This window comes from Martelella sp. (assembly GCF_984369615.1).
Genome location: NZ_CFHTCS010000005.1, coordinates 26,213 through 45,351, shown reverse-complemented (window position 1 = coordinate 45,351; position 19,139 = coordinate 26,213). Strand labels below are relative to the sequence as shown.

At 61.3% G+C, this 19,139-nt stretch carries 18 protein-coding genes; 13 read left to right on the top strand and 5 right to left on the bottom strand.

Annotated features, from left to right (window positions below; translation table 11 throughout):
• Positions 1-270: 270 nt before the first annotated feature.
• Positions 271-1,458, top strand: coding sequence for a helix-turn-helix domain-containing protein (locus AC5DC2_RS01200; RefSeq protein ID WP_491697199.1), 1,188 nt, complete (start codon positions 271-273; stop codon positions 1,456-1,458).
• Positions 1,459-1,479: 21 nt separating this feature from the next.
• Here the strand turns inward: AC5DC2_RS01200 and AC5DC2_RS01195 are convergent, their stop codons facing one another.
• The 4 genes from AC5DC2_RS01195 to AC5DC2_RS01180 form a co-directional block, all read right to left on the bottom strand.
• Positions 1,480-2,019 (bottom strand): hypothetical protein, encoded by a 540-nt coding sequence (locus AC5DC2_RS01195; protein ID WP_491697198.1) that lies wholly within the window; start codon positions 2,017-2,019, stop codon positions 1,480-1,482.
• Between the two features lie 70 nt (positions 2,020-2,089).
• A complete protein-coding gene (locus AC5DC2_RS01190; RefSeq protein WP_491697197.1) occupies positions 2,090-3,391 on the bottom strand; it encodes an alpha-amylase family protein in 1,302 nt (433 codons plus the stop codon).
• Positions 3,392-3,431: 40 nt separating this feature from the next.
• Positions 3,432-4,001 carry a TetR/AcrR family transcriptional regulator gene (locus tag AC5DC2_RS01185; RefSeq protein ID WP_491697196.1) on the bottom strand — a complete coding sequence of 190 codons (570 nt, stop codon included), beginning with the start codon at positions 3,999-4,001 and terminating at the stop codon, positions 3,432-3,434.
• A gap of 400 nt (positions 4,002-4,401) precedes the next feature.
• On the bottom strand, positions 4,402-5,367 hold the full coding sequence (locus AC5DC2_RS01180) for a LysR family transcriptional regulator (RefSeq protein WP_161633066.1): 966 nt from the start codon (positions 5,365-5,367) through the stop codon (positions 4,402-4,404).
• Positions 5,368-5,472: 105 nt separating this feature from the next.
• Between AC5DC2_RS01180 and AC5DC2_RS01175 the strand changes: the two genes are divergently transcribed.
• From AC5DC2_RS01175 to AC5DC2_RS01155, 5 genes are all read left to right on the top strand, one after another.
• The gene (locus AC5DC2_RS01175; RefSeq protein WP_491697195.1) at positions 5,473-7,128 is read left to right on the top strand and encodes a glutaredoxin domain-containing protein; all 1,656 of its coding nucleotides are present in this window, start codon (positions 5,473-5,475) and stop codon (positions 7,126-7,128) included.
• Between the two features lie 172 nt (positions 7,129-7,300).
• Entirely contained in the window at positions 7,301-7,774 is a 474-nt protein-coding gene (locus tag AC5DC2_RS01170; RefSeq protein ID WP_024709937.1) for a hypothetical protein, read from the top strand.
• A gap of 399 nt (positions 7,775-8,173) precedes the next feature.
• Entirely contained in the window at positions 8,174-8,842 is a 669-nt protein-coding gene (locus tag AC5DC2_RS01165; protein ID WP_491697194.1) for a MarR family winged helix-turn-helix transcriptional regulator, read from the top strand.
• Positions 8,842-9,120: a thioredoxin family protein gene (locus AC5DC2_RS01160; protein WP_491697193.1), complete on the top strand. Its 279-nt coding sequence runs from the start codon at positions 8,842-8,844 to the stop codon at positions 9,118-9,120. The genes AC5DC2_RS01165 and AC5DC2_RS01160 overlap by 1 nt, the downstream gene beginning before the upstream one ends.
• 5 nt (positions 9,121-9,125) lie before the next feature.
• Positions 9,126-9,869 (top strand): hypothetical protein, encoded by a 744-nt coding sequence (locus tag AC5DC2_RS01155; protein WP_491697192.1) that lies wholly within the window; start codon positions 9,126-9,128, stop codon positions 9,867-9,869.
• Positions 9,870-10,244: 375 nt separating this feature from the next.
• Here AC5DC2_RS01155 and AC5DC2_RS01150 read toward each other — a convergent pair whose 3' ends face one another.
• Positions 10,245-11,273 (bottom strand): LacI family DNA-binding transcriptional regulator, encoded by a 1,029-nt coding sequence (locus AC5DC2_RS01150; RefSeq protein WP_036238347.1) that lies wholly within the window; start codon positions 11,271-11,273, stop codon positions 10,245-10,247.
• A gap of 207 nt (positions 11,274-11,480) precedes the next feature.
• Between AC5DC2_RS01150 and AC5DC2_RS01145 the strand changes: the two genes are divergently transcribed.
• The 7 genes from AC5DC2_RS01145 to AC5DC2_RS01115 all read left to right on the top strand — a co-directional run bounded on the left by AC5DC2_RS01145 (position 11,481) and on the right by AC5DC2_RS01115 (position 18,961).
• Complete coding sequence (locus AC5DC2_RS01145; protein ID WP_491697191.1) at positions 11,481-12,467, top strand: ABC transporter permease; 987 nt, start codon at positions 11,481-11,483, stop codon at positions 12,465-12,467.
• Between the two features lie 191 nt (positions 12,468-12,658).
• Entirely contained in the window at positions 12,659-13,633 is a 975-nt protein-coding gene (locus AC5DC2_RS01140) for a substrate-binding domain-containing protein (protein WP_371260704.1), read from the top strand.
• 103 nt (positions 13,634-13,736) lie between these two features.
• On the top strand, positions 13,737-15,281 hold the full coding sequence (locus tag AC5DC2_RS01135; protein ID WP_036238344.1) for a sugar ABC transporter ATP-binding protein: 1,545 nt from the start codon (positions 13,737-13,739) through the stop codon (positions 15,279-15,281).
• A complete protein-coding gene (locus AC5DC2_RS01130; RefSeq protein WP_024709930.1) occupies positions 15,278-16,315 on the top strand; it encodes an ABC transporter permease in 1,038 nt (345 codons plus the stop codon). Before AC5DC2_RS01135 ends, AC5DC2_RS01130 begins: the two co-directional genes overlap by 4 nt.
• A 28-nt stretch (positions 16,316-16,343) precedes the next feature.
• A complete protein-coding gene (locus tag AC5DC2_RS01125; RefSeq protein ID WP_491697190.1) occupies positions 16,344-17,342 on the top strand; it encodes a dihydroxyacetone kinase subunit DhaK in 999 nt (332 codons plus the stop codon).
• An 11-nt stretch (positions 17,343-17,353) separates the two neighbouring features.
• Positions 17,354-17,992 carry a dihydroxyacetone kinase subunit L gene (locus tag AC5DC2_RS01120; RefSeq protein WP_491697189.1) on the top strand — a complete coding sequence of 213 codons (639 nt, stop codon included), beginning with the start codon at positions 17,354-17,356 and terminating at the stop codon, positions 17,990-17,992.
• A gap of 84 nt (positions 17,993-18,076) precedes the next feature.
• Positions 18,077-18,961: an NAD(P)-dependent oxidoreductase gene (locus AC5DC2_RS01115; RefSeq protein ID WP_491697188.1), complete on the top strand. Its 885-nt coding sequence runs from the start codon at positions 18,077-18,079 to the stop codon at positions 18,959-18,961.
• Positions 18,962-19,139: the final 178 nt, after the last annotated feature.

Below are 19,139 nucleotides of genomic sequence, written 5' to 3'. Positions count from 1 at the left end.
GCACAGCGCCAGCGCCAGCACGGCGACGATGAGGATGTTTCTGTGGTGGAGGAGCGTTTGCTTCAAATGTCCGAATCCGTGATCGCTTCAATCACGGGTGCGCTATGACGAAGACGCCGTCGCGTCGTCCTGACCGGCAGGCGAGGACATCGGACAGGCTGGAAACCGCCTTTCTCCCGGGCGTTTTCCCGAAAAGGCCGGAATTTGCGGTTACCGGAAGGGCGCGCTAGAAAGTTTCCTCAACGAACGATAGAAACGCCGACACCGCCCTTGATCGACCAGTTCAAAACCATTGCCGATACGGCCCTGCCGGTCGTCGCGCTCTATTCGGCCGTGCTGGCCTTTGGCCAGACGCGGTTTCACACAAGCTCCCGGCTGCTCGGATGCCTGTTCCTGCTGGTCTTCATCATCTCGCCCCTGCCCTTGCGTTTCGACGAGAACACGCTTGCGGGGCATGTCTATTCCTCGCTGGTGTGGGGGCTGTTCGCGCCGGCAAGCACATTGCTGGCGCCGCTCTTTTACTTCTATGTTCTGGCGCTGACGCGGGAAGGACCGCCCCGCAGACCGTCGATCCTGCATTTCATCCTGCCCGCCCTTGCCGCCGTCGCCGGCATCGCCATGGCCCTGCTGCCTGTCGCAACGCGCAACGGCCTGTTTTCCGCCGCGGAAACCGGGACGCCGCTGCCGGTGGCGCTTTCCGCTCTTGTCGTCATCTGGCGATTGCTCGGCCCGGCGACGTTCACCCTGTGGCTGGTCTATGTCGTGCTGATGTACCGGAGGCTGACAGGCTACCGCAAGCGGCTCTGCGATCTCTATGCCAGCACCGAGCGGCTGGAGCTCTACTGGATCAACTGGCTGATGGGCTTGGTCGCCATCTACGCCCTGCTCAATCTTGTCGATGCCGCCCTTCTCGACCCCCTGGGCTGGGCCGTGGTTCCGGTCGCCATCGACCGTCTGTGGTCGCTGTTGATTGTCATGGTTCTGGGCGTCTGGGGGCTACGCCAGCGACCGGGCCTTGTGCCGCCGGACGAGGCCCAGGCAAGGACAGGCGAAAGCGGCAAATATGAAAGAAGCGCGCTGTCACGCGAGATGCAGCAGCGGATCGCGGAGAAGCTCACCGCCGCGATGACGGACGAGCGGCTCTACCGGGACGCCAATCTCTCGCTCTGGTCTTTGTCTCAGCATATCGGCGTTACGCCCAATTATATTTCGCAGACGCTGAGCGAAACGCTTGGCCAGTCCTTCTACGCATTTGTCAACGGCCACCGGATCGACGCGGCCAAGAGGCTTCTGGTTTCCGAAACGCAAACGGTTCTCGAGATCGCCTATGATGTCGGCTTTAATTCCAAGTCCGCTTTCTACACCTCGTTCCGGCGCATGACCGGACAAACGCCTGCGGCCTTCCGCAAATCGCAGGGAACGGACGACGACGCAGACCCGAACGGCACCATGGGCTAAAACTGGCGGCCTGCCTTTTCTTCAAACGTGGGAAGCGGAAGCGCCGCGCCGGCGTCGCACAGCCCAGAGGACCAGGAAGACGAGGACGAGGCCGTAACCGGCGCTGCCGAAGACGGACTTGGCGATCGTCAACCGGCTGGCGGTCTCGACCTGTTCGGGCTGAAGGATTGCCGGCCCGGCGAGAAGCATGGCCCTGACGGCGGCGTTTTCCAGATAGTCGAACGCCATCCCGATCACCGGTATTGCGGCAAAGCACAGCTTCCAGAACCGGGTGAAGGGCGCAAGCCGATAGAGCGCAAGGCCAAGCCCAAGCGCAAGCGCTGCCGGAAAGACAAGATCGAGATGCTGCTGCGGACCGAGATAAAGCGCCCGCCCGTTCTCCGACAGCGCCGACAGGAAGGCTTTCGCTTCGCCGAATGTATAGCCGCCCGGCCGCATATCGAAAGGCGGAAGTCCGCCAGCGGTCCGACTGATCGCCGGCAACGTCCAGAGCGTCATTGTCGCGTAAAGACAGGCGGCGATCGCCAGGGCTGCCCAGGCCGTTATACTGATGCGTTTCATGATGTCTGCCTTCACAGGTTTCCGCTCTACAGTGTCTTTGGCATCAAACAGCGCGTTTGGGCCGATGAGGTCAACACTGCGCTGTCGACAGAATGGCCCAGCCCTTTGCCCCCAGATGCAGCGAACCTGCGCCGGAGAAATGCGCATCCCGCCCCGCAAGCACCGTTTTTGCCTCCGGCACGGCAAAGGATGCCGGTCCGTCGAGATTGAGGGCCAGGAAAAGCCGCCGCTCGTCATGCGCCAGTTCGAGGAGGAGCCGGGTGTTTTCCAGCCGCAGGACCTTCGTGTGCGCCCTGACAAGCCAGGGGTGGCGGCGCCTCACCCCGATCAGCTCCTGATGGCGGCGGTAGACCGTCCAGCCATCCGGCCAGAGACCCTGCGGACTGTCGGGAAAGGCTGGGCGAACCGCGTCGTCGCCGCCCTCGCCTTCCGTCTTGACGCCATGGAAGGCCTGCTCGTCGCCGGCATAGACCGAGGGAATGCCGCCGACCGTAAACAGCACGGCAAGCGCCTGTTCCAGCGCGCCGGCGTCCTCAAGGCAGCTCGCCAGCCGCGTGACGTCGTGATTGCCGACAAAGGTTTGCGGAATGAAGTGGTCGAGAAAGCCGTTATGCCGGTCGAGCGCCCAGCTCAGTTCAAAGAAATTGTGGTCGTTGAGCGCGCTCCAGATGGCTTTCCAGAGTTCGTACTGGGTCATGGAATCGACGCCGCTCGTTTGGACGAATCCGGCATAGTCGCCATGGATCATCTCGGCGAAGATGAAGGCGTCGGGGTGGCGCTCGCGAACGCCCGGCAGCACCCGCGCCCAGAATTCCGGCGCCATCGCGTAAGCCGCATCGAGCCGCCAGCCGGAAGCCCCGCGGTCGAGCCAGCGGAGCATCACCGTGCGGACATAATCCTCGACCGCGGGATTTTCCCCGTTAAGCGCCACAAGACCGTGGTGCCCCTCGAATGTAGCAAGTTCGCCCTCCGGCGTGGAACGAAACCACGACGCTTTCGGCGACGATGCGCCGCGCTCCAGCACGTCGCGGACAAAGGGGTGGCTGCGCCCGACATGATTGAACACGCCATCGAGCACGACCCGCAGGCCGCGTGCGCGCGCCTCAACGATCAACCTGTCGAAATCGTTTTCATCGCCGAGCCGCGGATCGATCCGGAAATGGTCGGTGGTGTCGTAGCCATGGGTCGCTGAGGCGAAGATGGGGCCCAGCAACAGGACGGAAGCGCCGAGTTCGACGGCGTAATCGAGCCATTCCAGCAGATGGTCAAGCCTGTGCTCAAGCGGCATGTCGGCATCGGGACGGATCGGCGCCCCGGTGAAGCCGAGTGGATAAAGATGCCAGAAAACGGCGTGCTCAATCCATGAGGGCATCGGTCGCCCCTGATTATGTACTGACTGGTACATTGTGCGATTATTCTCCGTCGGAAGAAGAGGGCGGCAGGGCGCCGTTCAGGAACATGGCGACCGTGTCGGCCGCCGAGCGCGCGTTGAGCGTCGCGAAGCTGTTGAGCGCGATGCCGATATGATTGTTGACCAGGCCGAGAAAGGAGGCCGCCAGAAGCCTGTGCCGCCCCGTCAGCCCGCCGCCGGAAGCTTGCTCATGGGCGCGGAAACAGGCGTCAAACGCCTCGAAATGGCGCTGGTGGTGCTCTTCGGCCGCCTGCCGCGCCTCGCTTTCGACCGGGGCGAACCAGAGCGTCAGGTAAAAGCGGTAGAGCGCGGGTTCCTCACGGGCGAAACCGAATGTCGTTTCCGCGAGCGCAGCGAGCGCACGGTCGAACGGCGCAACCAGGCAGGCCCGCTCCAGCGCTTCGTGCAAGGGGGCCAGACGCTCCTTCAGCAAGGTTTCGAGAAGGCCAAGCTTGGACCCGAAATAGTGATAGAGCGTGGGCTTCCCCACGCCGGCATCGTTGCAGATCTGCTGAACGCCAACGCCTTCATAGCCATAGGCGGAAAAGAGACGAAGGGCATGTTCGAGCAATATGGCTCTCGTGGGGGTCGCGTGTATCATGACTTGATCTATACCGTTCGGTATACCGTCGTCAAGATATACTCTTCCCCTAAGAACGGTATTTGGCTGCAAAAGAATGGTAACGTTCGATGCAAAGCGGGACGCAGCGGCGCATATTTGCGCAGAACGTGACGTGAGGCAGCATCCGGCGTTTTCTGTCTTTGTCAGTTGACCGGCCGGGCATGCGGTATCGGAACATCCGGACTGGAGGCAATCAACCCCACGAAGCCGTAAATCAAGCGGCCAGCAATCACCGTTGGGCCGCGACTTGTCCTAGGCTTCACGCAACGTCCTGACGCGTTCGGCGACCCCGAACCTATCCCCGTGCCCCATCGGTTCTGGCAGGATATCCGGCCGAAATAGGGCCGGCTCAAGTTGCTCTTGCGGTTCTTGAAGCCATCGAGATTCGTTCCGTCGTGAAGTCGTAGGCGCTGGCGACGTCCTTGATTTCCATCACGTGGGAAACAAGCAGATCCAGAAAGGCCCGGACCGCCGGTACGTTCGACCTTTTTGGCGGCAGCGCTGCAAAGAGTTCCATTTGCGGTCCGATGAAATCCGGCAGCGCCCGAACAAGGGCGCCGGCGCGGGCCAATGGCTCAGCGTACAACATCGGCAGAAGCGCGACCCCGGAGCCGGCGCTCAGGATGCCGAGAGCGACAGTCGGTTCACTCACCGTCATCAACGGCTCGCTTGTGAGGTATACGACCTCACCCTTCGAGCCGGTCATTCTCCATTCATGGGGAAACTCATCAATGGCGATGTCGATCCGGCCAAGACCCTCTACAGCGCTCGGATCGGAAAGATCAACCTCAGCGCCGCGCGTGCGGAAGGTGTAGAGCGCGAGCGGCGAGGCGGCGATCTTCCTTGCAACGAGGTAAGGCTCGTTCGGCCGCCCAACGCGGATTACGACATCAAGATCCTCGGTCACCGGATCCGGGCCGCTACTCGTGACACGCAGGCTGGCCTGTACGGCCGGATACCGTTCGGTCAGCCGGGCGAGCACCGGCGCAAGCAGCTTCTGGCCCGAAAGTGCGCTGGACGCGATGCGCAAACGTCCGCTCGGCTCCCCCTGACCGAGGCGCACGGCTTCCTCCGCCGTCGAAAGGAGCGATAGCGCCTCCTCGGCGGCAGGTAGGAGACTCTCGCCGAGCGGCGTCATGCGCAAGCCCCGGCCGATACGATCGAAGAGAGGGGCGCCCGCGGCGTTCTCCAGTCGGTGCAGTGCGCGAGACAGGGTTGCCTTGGGCACCCCGAAGCGTCGCGAGGCGGGACTCAATCCGCCAGCGCTCGCGATCAGGCCAAATCCATGAAGATCGTTCAGATCAAAATTGTTCATATTATTGTTCCGATTTCCGAACGTTTTGTTCAAGAATGATCGGTTTTCGCGCTGAATGTCCAGTGCCAATATATGCTCAACGCGAACAAACGAACGGAGCCCGATATGACCGAGAAGCTGCAACTCTTCACCAAACCCGATTGCCGGTTCTGCGTCGCGGCCAAGGAGACGCTGTCACGCGCCGGCCTCGGATTTGGCGAGCATGACGTGAGCGCCTCGCCGCGGACCGCCAATCTCAGCGTCTACCTGTCCGGTGTATCGACAGTGCCGCAGGCCTTCGCCGGCGAGATGCATATCAACGGTTCGCAGGATCTTGTCGCGCTTAACGCCGCCGGACGACTTGTGCCGCTCGTTGCCGCAGCGACCGCCGCGATCGACACGGATCACCTCTCTGACGAAACCATCGCGCATGGCGCGGAGGATATCGTGCTCAAAGACTATATTCCCGAAAGCGACGGAACGCGTTCGGATGATCCCGAGCAGTGGGCTATTCTGCGTTTCTATAAGGATTTTTTCGGTTTCTGGCCGAACTGTTTTTACTACCAGCATCATTGGCCGGAGAGTTATAAGCTCTTTGTCTATGCCCACAATGTCGGCGCCATCGGGACGGGACAGAGGATTCTCGGCGAACCGGTGATGGTGGCAACCGGCTTTTCCACGTCCGAGGCGTCGGGATGCAACTATTGCCAGGTCCACATGACTTCGGCGGCGGGCGAGAAATCGCTCGGCATCCCGAAACTGATCGAAGCCGCCCGACGGGGGCAGGCACCGGAAGGTTCTCCGATCGGCCCCTTCGAAGCGGCGCTTGCCGATCTCGCCGCTGCGGCGGCGACCAACACGGTTAGCGACGAACTGCTGGCGCGGGTTCGGGCAAATGCCTCGCGGAAGCGCATCTCTCAGGAAGACGTCGAGGCCAATATCACCGGCACGGCGATGATCGCCTCGGCGTTCGGTTTCCTCAACACCTTCAACGATCTTGCCGGTGTCGACATCGAAGCCCATTGGGCGCGACAGTCCGAGCAGAGCGCGGGCATCGAGGCCGGTCGTCACGGTGTGAGCGAGGATCGCACAGCGACCAATCTCGACCACGACCTGCCCCAGGGCGGTCCCTCTGTGGAAGCGATGGTCGCGAAATACGAGGCAATTGTTGAGGCGGCGGGCGGCGTGAACGCATATACCAGACGGGAACTGGGCCTCCTGCCGGACTGGATGCGCCTCTGGCCGGAGCACCTGCGCGCCCGTCACGCGATCTTCTATGCCGAGATGATGCAGGACCGGGATCATTCGCCGGTGCCATCCGAACTCAAGCATCTGATGGCGCGCGTCTCGGCCATTGCCAGAGGCCATGACTATCTCGCCGCGGTGGAGGGGCTGCTTGCCTACAGGGCGGCCGGGAGCGATCAACGCGCGGTCGAGCGTGCCCGTCATTGTTTCGATGCGGCGAAGTCGCGCCCCGAGGGGCAGGCGCTCTTCACCGAAAAAGAGCGTGCCGCGTTGACCGTGGCCTGGCTTTCAGGTCAAGCGCCGATCACCACCCCCAGGCGTTTCATTCAACCCGCGATCGATCACTGGACACCGGTCGAGCTCATTCACCTTTTCACCGTCTGCGGCGTTGCGGGCCTCGTTCAGCGGTTCTCGGCTATTGCCAGGCCGAAGATCGAAGCCCAGGTCCGAGACTTTCTGGAGCAGCACAAATTGACCGCGGACACGCTCGCCCTGCGCTATCCGCTCCCCGAGGAGCGCCACGGGGCGGCGACCTGACGGAATGAATTGCCGGTGGTCCGGGAGCTTCCGACGTTCGACTGCGGCAACCTCAAGGACAAATGCCGGAACCGGACCGCCAGAGCTTTTACGCAGTTGCGGACGGTGACCCGGTATCCACTGCGTCTGAAATCGCTCCAGACGCAGCGTTAACCCGAAAAGGACTCTTTTCATGACCTCTTTGATCTCATCGCTTGTCACGGTCTGCTTCGCCTTCGCATGCGGAATATTCCTGACGCTGTCCTATATCGAGAAGCCGGTCTGGGCGGTCATGCGCAATCCGATGACGCAGAACGTGTCGGACGAGACGGCGCGGACGGTCCACGCGGCACTCAACCGCCTGATCCGGCTCTTGCCCCCGACCATGATGGCCACGATGGGTACGGGAACGGTGTTGCTCGCAGTGCAGGCGTGGCAGCGCGATTTCGCCTGGGCGCCGCTCACGGTGCTGATCGTGCTGGCGCTTTGCCTGGGTTACATGCTGAGTCAGCTCTTCGGCCGTATCGAGGCGGTCAAGGACTACCCGTCCGACGGCAGGATCGAGATCGTACGCGAGGGTCTGGGCAAGCTGGCCGCGCTCCATCATGTCGGGTTGTTCTCGGCGGCACTCACTGTCTTGCTGCAGATCGCACTCGTTCAGGCGTAATCAACAAGTCCAGCGCTTGCGGTGCCAATCCCGCCCGAAACGTCGCCCTCGCCGGAAAACGACCAACTTTGTGCACCCCCAGGCGCTGAACGCTGCCATTTCTCCTCATTGCCTATCTTTGCGCTCCGCCCGCAGCGTGAAACGTCAGCTAATGGTTGACGTTATCGTCCGTCATGGCGGCAAAATCGCCGCTGTTGTCGACCATGCACGGCGGACACGGGTTGCAGCAGGCCGATGTCACCGGCAGAGGCATGTGCACAATCCGGTTGGTCTTGGACAAGGCAAGCTTTTCACCAAATCCTGCCCGGTCCCCTGACCGAAGGGGAAGCTCACAACCAACCGTCGGCTTCGTTGACATACATAGGAGTCCTATGTAAAAAGAACGGCATGGAGAGCGCGATGACAGAGAAATTTCATATTGCCACAGGCCTTGCCAAGATCGGCCTGTATCTAAGGGCTGAAGGGTGGCAGCAGGCCGAGACTGAATCTCTCACGCCGACACAGGCGCAGATCCTCGTTCATCTCGTTCGGCGCGGTCCCGCACGCATCACCGCGCTCGCGGAGGAACTTGCAGTCACGCAACCGACCGCAAGCGACGCATTATCGGCGCTGATCCGCAAGGGCCACGTCGAAAGACGGCCCGATCCGGCAGACGGGCGCGCCTCGCTGCTGCATGTGACGACGCAAGGGCAGCGTGTCGCGGAGGTGATGGCCGAATGGCCCGATGCGCTTCTCGGCGCGATCGATACGCTGGAGGCCGACGAACAAGGGGTTTTTCTGAGGACCCTGACCCGGATGATCCGCGAGTTGCAGGTCCGCGGCGCGATCCCGGTTCAGCGCATGTGCGCGACCTGCAGCTTTTTCCGGCCGAACGTCCATAACGATCCGGCCGCGCCACATCACTGCGCCTTCGTGGACGCCGCCTTCGGGGACGCGAAATTGCGTCTCGACTGCGGCGAGCATGAACCGGCGGGCGAACCCGAGACCTCGGCCCTGTGGCGGAAGTTTCTCGGGACGTCATCCGGAAAAGTGGACGCCCCGCCCGCGGCAACGGGCGAGACGTCCTGATGTCTGAACCCGACTCTCAAAAGACAGGAGACTCCAATATTATGACACAGAAAGCGATTTTCTACCATGCAGGCTGCCCGGTCTGCGTTGCCGCCGAAAACAACATCACCGAGATCATCGATCGCGCCCGCGTCGATCTGGAGATCGTCCATCTCGGCGATGCGCCTCAGCGGATCGACGAGGCCGCTGCCGCAGGGGTGAACTCCGTGCCTGCGCTTGTCATCGATGGTTCTGCGCTGCACATCAATCATGGCGCCGCTCTCTCGGATTTGAGGTGATGGCCATGAGAAACGCTATAGCAGCAGCGGCGATTGCCGCCGCCCTGGCCGCACCGGCGGCGGCGCATGATACGGATCATACGGGGGGCATCCACGCCGAAGCGTCGGACGCGATCCCGGCACAGTTCGACATCGTTCATGCCCGGATCACGACGGAGAAGAATACCGCCACCTTCCATATCGGCGTCTCCGGACGCGCGGGCGAAAGCAAGCCGACACCATCAGGCCAGCTGGCAGGAAGCGAAGTTTTCGCCTATGTCTGGCCGACGAACATCGACCCCTATGAAGTCGGGTTCGAACGCGGGACGGGTCTGCTCGCCCTCGCCGTCACGGCCCATCCGGATTTCGACGATACACCGCTGTTCGATGAGAATGGCGATGGCAACCCGGGCAATGACGGCGACCTCTGGCACAGCCACTGGGTCGTCCTCGGTCCCGACGATGCCTGCGGACCCGGCGCGTTGAAGGTTATCGACATCCCCGAGAGCGCCAGCCCGAGACTGCCGAAGACCTGGCCGGGCCTGCCGATCCTGATCGACAGTCCGGGCTGGGACCCGCTGATCCGCGGAGGGATCGTCGAGGTGCGCGTGCCGTTCGACGATATCGGCGTCGTTGAAGCTGCGTCCTATGACGGCGTGACCGTCGGACTTCGGGTCAATGAGAGTATTCACGCACCGCTTCTGTGCGTCGTCGATGTCTTCGACATCGTTTCGGGCGATCTGAGCCTGCCCGGAAAAGTGAACGAGTGAACCTGTGACCATGCGCCTCGAGCCTGCTCCGGCGCTCCAGGCGGCTCGGCGGCTGAACGCCCCGAGCCGCCATACCAGACCACGTCTGCGACGGCGACATGCCCATCGAAGCCTTCCGGAGGCTATGCCCGGCCCGCGACGAGGTCGAATGCACCGCCCCCAAAAGATTGCAGGGAGATCGCCCAGTATGAAGTCAGCAGCTATCCCCCACAGTTTCCCTGTGGCGCGCGGCACGGATGGCATCCTGCGCAATCTCTCCGGCGTTCGGAGGCGGACTGCCACCGCCTGTGAATTTCTTCGGGCGTTTCCGGAGATGCGGGCACAGCGGGACTTGCCCCTTTGCCCGTCGCGGAGGCGCCCGCTCCGGAAGCCGGCTTAGCCGCTGGAGCGGGCGACAAGATCAGCGCCGACCAGCATCTTTACACACGGAAGGTCGGCAGCACCGTTGATGATGTCATCAAGCAAGGCAACGGCATGAAAGCCGATCTTGCGCTTGGATACGTCAATCGTCGTCAACGGCGGATCGCTGGTGGCACTCATCGGCAGATTGTCGAAACCGATCAGCGAAACATCCTGAGGAATACCGATACCGTTCTCCCGCAAAGCCCGGGCAAAGCCGAGCGCCATGATATCATTGGTGCAAAAATAGCATTCCGCCAGCTTTCCGCCGGACGCCAAATAATCAGACGCACCGCGATGGGCGCCAGTAAAGGTCGATTCGACGGAAATGATCAGCGAAGGATCAACCGCAAGACCGAGCCGCTCCATGTTGCGGAAATAGGCGTCATGCCGCAGTTTGAAGTTGGTCGTTCCAACATGGCTTGCGACAAAACCGACCCGTGAAAAGCCGCGCGACTTGAAGCGCTCCAGCACCTTGTAGACGGCGTCGATATTGTTCATGTTGACGAAATTCGCCTCAACGACGTCGTAAAAGGTATCGATAAACACGATCGGCGCCCCGACGCTTTGCAGCAAGCGGATGTCCTCTTCGCTCAGTTCCGTTCCAAGAGCGATAACGCCGCTGACGCCGGCGGCCCCGGCCACGGCTTCCGCAATCGAGGCAATGGTCTCGCCATCGTGGCTGGCAACCTCGAGCGCATAGCCTCTGCGCAGCGCCTCCTGCGACATGCCGTCGATGTAATCGGAAATGAAATGGCTGTGGTCGCGGTTCACCGTCTGGCCGTGTTTGGCGATTTTCAGGAACCGCAATGTCTCCTTGACCTCGCTGGAACGGCTTCGGGAGGCGCGCGGTACGTATTTAAGGCGCGATACGGCTTCGAGAACCCGCACCCGCGTCGCTTCGGAAATCTCCCCCTTGCCGTTGAGCACAAGAGATACCGTCGCGGCTGACACCCCTGAGGCAGCTGCTATGTCGCGAATCGTGGGAATGGTCTTGGTTTTCATATTCTCAAAATTGCTGGTTGGCGCTCAGGTTGCAACCGTCTTGTCTTCGCGCATTTTGTTTAGTGAATTTTAGCTGGAGCCTAGGCGTATTCCATGCCTTTGAGAAGACCAAATTACGGCTTTTTCCCAAATTTAGCTCTTGATGGCGTCTCGTTCGTCTGCTAGCGTTTAGTAAAGTTATGGCAATTTAGTAAACGGGAGGTGCTAATGCGTCGGCTGGATGGTCAGTTGCTCGTGCTCGCGGTCATGAACCTGGCACTGTTGGCAATCGGCGCCCTGATTTCGGGCGGCACCTTTCTCTCGCTTTTCAATCTGCAATCAATGGCGATACAGGTCCCCGAGATCGGCCTGCTGGCGATCGGCGTGGCGCTTGCCATGTGCGCGGGCAATGGCGGCATCGACCTGTCGGGCATCTCGCTTGCCAATCTCGCCGGCGTGGTTTCGGCAATCGTCGTGACGAGCTTTCTCGATCCCTATGATCAGCCGGTGATGTTCACCGCGACATTTGCGCTGATCGCCGTCGTCGTCGGCTGCCTTGGCGGACTGGTCAACGGGCTCCTGATCTCGTTTGTCGGCATTACGCCGATCCTTTGCACGCTCGGAACGCAAATGGCCTTCACCGGCCTGGCCGTGATCGTCTCGGGAGGGCGCGCGGTGACCGTCGGCAGTCCGGATCCGCTCTACAATATCGGCAATGGCTTCATCTTTGCCGTGCCGGTCGGCTTCATCATCTTCATCGCCGTCGCAACGGTGATCGGACTTGCCGTACGCTTTACGCCCTATGGCAAGTGGCTGATGCTCGGCGGCTCGAACCTGAAGGCCGCCACCTTCGCCGGGTTTCCCAAGCGTGCGGTGATCACGACGACCTATATGCTGAGCGGTCTGCTCGCCGGTATTGCCGGGGTCATCATCGCCGCACGCAATGTCAATGTAAAATGGGACTACGGTACGTCGTATCTGCTGATCGCCATTCTCGTGGCAGTCATGGCGGGGGTTCGCCCTCAGGGCGGGTATGGACGCATCATCTGCGTCGTGCTGTCGGCGATCGCATTGCAGCTCATGTCGAGCCTTCTGAATTTCGGCGGCTTCTCGAACTTCGTCCGGGATTTTGCCTGGGGCGCGTTGCTGCTCGCCTTCCTGATCGTCGGCCGCCACGACCTGGTCAGCTATCTGTTCCCGGGAGGCCGCCGCTAGTCGAAACGGATTCGGGGCGCAAATCGCGCCGCCCCTGATCAAAGGATGCAGGTTTCAGGAGCATCGCTGCACACTCACTGTTGAGGCGCTCCGGCCGTTCGCATTCCCTCGCGTGGACGGTCATGGAAACGGAGGGAAAATTGGAGGAAAGAATGAGAAAGCATTTCAAAACAGTCGCCGTCGCAACCCTTATGGCTGCAACCGCGCTCGCGGGCGCAACCGGCATGGCAGCCGCACAGGACGACAAACCCGTTATCGCCACCGTGTTCAAGATCAGCGGGATTCCGTGGTTTGATCGCATGAATACGGGTGTTGAGGAATATCAGTCCGAGCACCCGGAAGTCGTCGCCGAAGGCTACGGCCCGGCCACCGCCGACGCGGCGCAGCAGCTCCAGATCATTCAGGACCTGATCGCCAAGGGCGTCGACGCTCTGGCCGTCGTGCCGATGGACCCGGTCGTCATCGAGGGCACGCTGAAGCGGGCCATGGACCGCGGCGTTATCGTCGTCACCCACGAGGCCGACAACCAGCGCAATACCATGGTCGACATCGAGGCCTTCGACAACGACAGCTACGGCACCGCGCTCAACGAACGCCTTGCCGAATGCATGGGCGGCGAAGGCAAATGGACGACCTTTGTCGGCTCGCTGGGCAGCCGCACCCACATGCAGTGGGTGGGCGCCGGCGAGGAAAACGCCAAGAAATATCCCGGCATGGAGCTTGTCGATCCGAACAACGAATCCTTCGACGATGCCAATGGCACCTACGAGAAAGCCAAGGAAATTCTGCGCAAATATCCTGACATCAAGGGTTTCCAGACCTCCGCCGGCAACGACGTTCTCGGCGTCGGTCGCGCCATCGAGGAAGCCGGACTTGCCGGCAAGGTATGCCTCGTCGGCACCGGCCTGCCCGCGCCGTCCGCTCCCTATCTGGAATCCGGCGCCATCACGGCGATCGGTTTCTGGGATCCGATGAAGGCGGGCATGGCAATGAATGCCGCCGCTCAGAAACTGCTGGCCGGCGAAGAAATCGTTGACGGCATGGATCTCGGCGTCGACGGCTATCACAGCATCACCGTCACCAAGGGCGCCGGCGACGGCCTTCTCGCCATCGGCAATGGCATGGTCCTTGCCGACAAGGACACATACAAGGACGTCTACTTCTGATCTGTTGACCTCCCGAGCAGGCCGGGGCGCTTTTCGAACGCCCCGGCCACGCGAAGCCTGGCCGACTGCAGGCATCATGATCAATTGAAGAAGGAGCGCGAGCGTGTCAGGATCATCCTCGTCAGAAGAGCCTTTTCTGGAGCTGCGCGGCATTCACAAGCGCTACGGTGGCGTTCATGCGCTGCGCGGCGTCGACATGTCGATCCGTCTTGGCGAAGCCTATCATCTTCTCGGCGAGAACGGCTGCGGCAAGAGCACGGTTATCAAGGTCATGTCCGGCGCGATCGCGCCGAGTGAAGGCGCGATCATCCTGGATGGCGAGAAGCACAATATGCTCACGCCGATCCGGTCTCTCAGCGCCGGCATCGAAACGGTCTATCAGGACCTGTCCCTCATTCCCAATCTGAGCGTGGCGGAAAATGTCGCCCTCAGCGAGCAGCTCGTCATGGGCGGCGGCCGGCTGGCACGCCTTTTCGATCGTTCGCGGCTGCGGGAAACCGCGACGCGCGCCCTTGAGGCCGTCGAATTGCCGACCACCCGCGCCTTCCTGTCAACCGTCGTTTCGGACTTGCCGCTGGCGCAAAGGCAACTGGTCGCGATCGCCCGCGCCATTGCCACAAACGCCAAGCTGGTGATCATGGACGAACCCACGACATCGCTGACGCGGCGCGAGGTCGAAAAGCTGATCACCGTGGTCAACAGACTGCGAAACGACAATATCGCCGTCCTGTTTGTGACCCACAAACTCGATGAATGTTACCGGATCGGCGGTCAGGCCATCATATTCCGCGACGGTGAATCCGTCGCCCAGGGGCCGCTCGAGAATTTTACAAAATCGCAAATTTCCGAGCTGATGACCGGGCGCGAGATCGAGGCGATCCGTTACCGAGCGGCAAAACCGCAGCCGGATGAACTTCTGTCCACCGATCGTCTTTCGGGCAGAGGCTTCGAGAATGTCAATCTGTCACTTAGAAAGGGCGAGATTCTCGGCATTACCGGGCTGGCCGATTCTGGGCGCAACGAGCTGGCCATGGCAATCTCCGGCGTGCATCCGGCAACGGGCGGGACGCTGAGGCTTGACGGCGAAGAGCTTCATATCCGCCGTCCGTCCGACTCCATCCGCCATGGCATCGGCTATGTCCCCGAGGACCGGCTCGATGAAGGGTTGTTTCTGGAGAAGTCCATTCTCGACAACGAGATCGCTCTCGTGGTCGCGCGGCTTGCAAACAGGTTTGGCGTGATCGACAACCAGAAAGGACGCGCGCTTGCCGAGGACCTTTCCAGGCAGATGCGACTGAACACGAGTGATATCGACATGCCCGTCGGCTCACTGTCTGGAGGAAACCAGCAGAGGGTTCTCATCGGGCGCTGGCTTTCGATCCTGCCGAAACTCCTGGTCCTGCACGGACCGACAGTGGGCGTCGATGTCGGATCGAAAGACACGATCTACCGCGCCATCCAATCCCTGGCAGAGGCAGGCATGGGCCTGATTGTTGTCAGCGATGACCTGCCGGAACTCCTGCAGAACTGCGACCGCATCCTCGTCATGTTCGGCGGCAAGGTGGTCAAGAGTTACGACGCCGAAGCCGCCGACGAAGATATTCTCTACCGCACAATGACGGCACCCGAACTGGAGGTGGCGCGATGACATCCGTCGAAATCGAACGCAACAAAGCGCAGCAGAAGGTTGCCGAGGGCGGGTTCAGCTTCCGTCACTTCCTGAAGAACCATCCCGAACTGATCACGCTCACGCTGCTGGTGGCGATCTGCGTGATCGTCTCCGTGATCAATCCGAACTTTCTTCAGGCATCGTCACTGATCGATATCGGACGCGCCAGCGTCGTGATGGGACTGTTCGCGCTTGGCGTGTTCGTCATTCTCGCGGCTGGCGGTATCGATGTATCCTTTACCGCGATTGCCGCCCTGTCCATGTATTCGGTCACGCTCTTCACCGTGAACCATTTTCCCGGCATGCCAATGCCGCTCATCGTGTTCATCGCCACCATCGGCGGCATGCTGCTCGGTTTCGTGAACGGCATACTGGCCTATCACCTGCGGGTCCCCTCGCTGATCATCACGATCGGAACGCAATACCTGTTCCGCGGCATCCTGCTCGCCTTCATCGGCACGGTCTGGATCATGGACCTGCCGCCGCAGATGATCGAGTTCGGTCGGGCGCCGCTGCTCCAGTTCACCAATGCCAACGGCGCGGTCATCACCCTTCCGATCTATTTCCTCGCCCTGCCCGCAGCCGCCGTTCTCACCTGGTGGATCCTCAACAGAACCCTGATGGGCCGCGCCATTTTCGCGATCGGCGGCAACAGCGCCATTGCCGAACGGCTGGGATACAATCTGAAAACGGTGCAGCTCTTTCTGTTCGGCTATGCCGGCGCGCTGGCGGGCCTGGCGGGGATCATTCATGTGTCCAGCAATCGACTGGCCAATCCTTTCGACCTGGTCGGCAGCGAAATCAGCGTGATCGCCGCGGTCGTGCTCGGTGGCGCCCGCATCACGGGCGGCACCGGCACGGTGCTCGGAACGATCCTCGGCGTGTTGCTGGTCACCGTCTTGAACAATGTGCTCGTCATGGTCGGCATCCCCAGCACCTGGCAGCGTTTCGTCATCGGCTTCTTCATTCTTCTCGCCGCTGCGTTCTTCATGGCGCAACAGCGAAAATCGTAATGCCTATTTCTCAGGAAAGCGTAGTCCCATGAAAAAATTCATCAACAAACCGGAAAACGTCGTCGAGGAAATGCTGGAGGGGATCTACCTTGCTCATCCTGCCGTGACCTATGCCGCAAACGACAAGCACTGCCTGGTGACGGCAACGCCGAAGCCGGGCAAGGTCGGCATCGCCACCGGCGGCGGATCCGGTCACCTGCCGCTCTTCCTCGGCTATGTGGGCGATGGCATGCTGGACGGATGCGCGGTCGGCGGCATATTCCAGTCCCCGAGCGCCGAGCAGATGCTCGAAGTCACCAAATATATCGATCAGGGCGCCGGCGTTCTTTATGTCTACGGCAATTACACCGGCGATATCATCAATTTCGACATGGCGGCGGAACTTGCGGAATTCGAAGACATCCGCGTGACCTCGGTCGTCGGCAATGACGACGCGGCATCCTCCGTGATCGGGGAAGAGCACAAGCGGCGCGGCGTTGCCGGCATTTTCTTCGTCTACAAGGCCGCGGGCGCCGCGGCTGCGGAAGGGCTCGACCTCGACGAGGTCACCCGCATTGCCGAAAAGGCTCGCCTCAACACCCGTACGATGGGCGTCGCGCTGTCAAGCTGCATCGTGCCGGAAATCGGCCACCCGACATTCGAGATCGGCGAAACCGAAATGGAAATCGGGATGGGCATTCACGGCGAACCAGGCATCAGCCGCCGCGACCTCGAACCCGCCGACGACGTGGTCGACGCGCTGATGGAGCGTCTGTTTGCCGAGAACCTTTATGAAAGCGGTGATGTCGCCGTTCTGGTCAACGGTCTTGGCGGCACCCCTCGCGAGGAACTCTACATCCTCTACCGTCGTGTCGCACAACGCCTGTCCGACCGCAACATCGCCGCCAAACATGTCTTCATCGGCGAATATGCAACCGCGATGGAAATGGCGGGCGCCTCGATCTCGCTCATGAAGCTCGACGACGAGCTCGACCGGCTGATCGGCGCCGCTGCCAATACACCGTTTTTTACCCGCCTCAAGGGCTGACGGAGGTTATCATGGATCAGATCAACACCGAACACATGCTCGACGTCTTCGCTGGCCTTGCCGCCTTCTTTGCGGACAAGCGTGACTTTCTGATCGCGCTCGACGGCAAGGTGGGCGACAGCGATCTGGGGCTGACGATGAGCAAAGCCTTCGCCGCTGCCCATGAAGCCGTCGCCGCCGAAACCGAACCCGCCATCGCCACCTATCTGAAGGACGCCGGCATGGCGATGGCCAAGGCTGCACCTTCGACAATGGGTACATTGATGGCCACGGGCTTTCTGCGCGCCAGCAAGGCGCTGGACGGCGTGGACGCCATCGGCACTGCGGAAATGGCCGCCTTCTGGCGCGCCTACAGCGACGGCGTCGCCCAGCGCGGCAAGGCCAAGGTGGGCGACAAGACCGTGCTCGATGTACTGGAGCCCATCGCCTCGAGCCTCGAAACCTCGGCCGCGCAGGATTTAGCCCTGCCACAAGCGATGACCAAAGCCGTCGAGGCCGCGAGCGATGCTCTGGAGAACACCAAGACCATGGTCGCGCAGCACGGCAAGGCCGCCGCCTTCCAGGAGAAGTCGAAGGGCCTGCAGGATGCCGGCGCGACTGTCGGCCTGTTCATCATCCAGTCGATGACGGCAACGGTCCACGCGGGCTGAAAATACCGCAGGCTTCGACCCGCCATTGAACCCGGGCGCCAATCGCCGCGTCCGGACAGACACCCCGTTTTGAAGGAGGACGCGATGAAAATTGCCTATATCGGGCTCGGAACCATGGGCCAGGGGATGGTTCACAACCTTCTCAAAGCCGGTCACGAGATCAAGGTCTGGAACCGCACCGCCTTCGATCTGCCCGAGACGCTTGCTGGCGCAGTGCGAAAGAGCACCATCGCGGAGGCCATAACGGGTTGCGAACTCGTCATGGTCTGCCTGACGGGACCGGACGCCCAGAAAGCCGTCTATTTTGGCGACGACGGCATCGTCGCCAATATTGCAGGGGGCACCATGGTCGCAGATGCAACAACAACAGATCCCGAACTGACGCGATCGATTGCAACTGCGATAGCTGAACGCAATGCCACCTACCTTGATACGCCGGTTTTCGGAAGCAAGGGCGAAGCCTGGGCCGGAAAGCTCGATTTCGTCTGTGGCGGCGACCGAAAAGCGTTTGATCGTTTGGTCCCGGTCCTGGAACCGCTCGCAGCGACCGTGCACCATATGGGACCGCCCGGCAGCGGCGCGATGATGAAGCTCGTCGGCAATCTGCTGGTGGCGGCCCAAATGGAGTCGCTCGGCGAAGCCCTGTCGCTCGCCCGCAAGGCCGGGCTTAACGGCGATGCCGTCATGGGCGTCTTCGACGTGACGGACTACAGTTCTCTTCTGATCCGCAATGTCGGACGAGCAACCCTTGCCGGCGATTATGCGCCAAGCTTTTATCTGCGCCACATGCTTAAGGACACCCGCCTGGTTCGGGCCTTTGCCTGCAGCCAGGATGTTCCGGTACCGTTAACGACCCTGATCGGAGAGCTCTATGCCGCGGCCAACAACAAGGGCCTCGGCGACCTCAATGCATCCGCCATTCACGAAATGCTGTTCGAACTCTCCGGACTGCAAAAAAGCAGCGATTAACCGTGCCTTTGCGACGCCAGGCTTGGGCTAAGCCATACCCACCCGCATCAGAACCTTGCTGACCTTCGTCGCGCCACGACTGCGTATCGTGAACCATCAAGCGACAGGTTTCGCGAGAAGTGACCGTACTGCAGCACCTCGCTATTCGCGTTGATACCGCTTAAAAGGCGATCTAGGC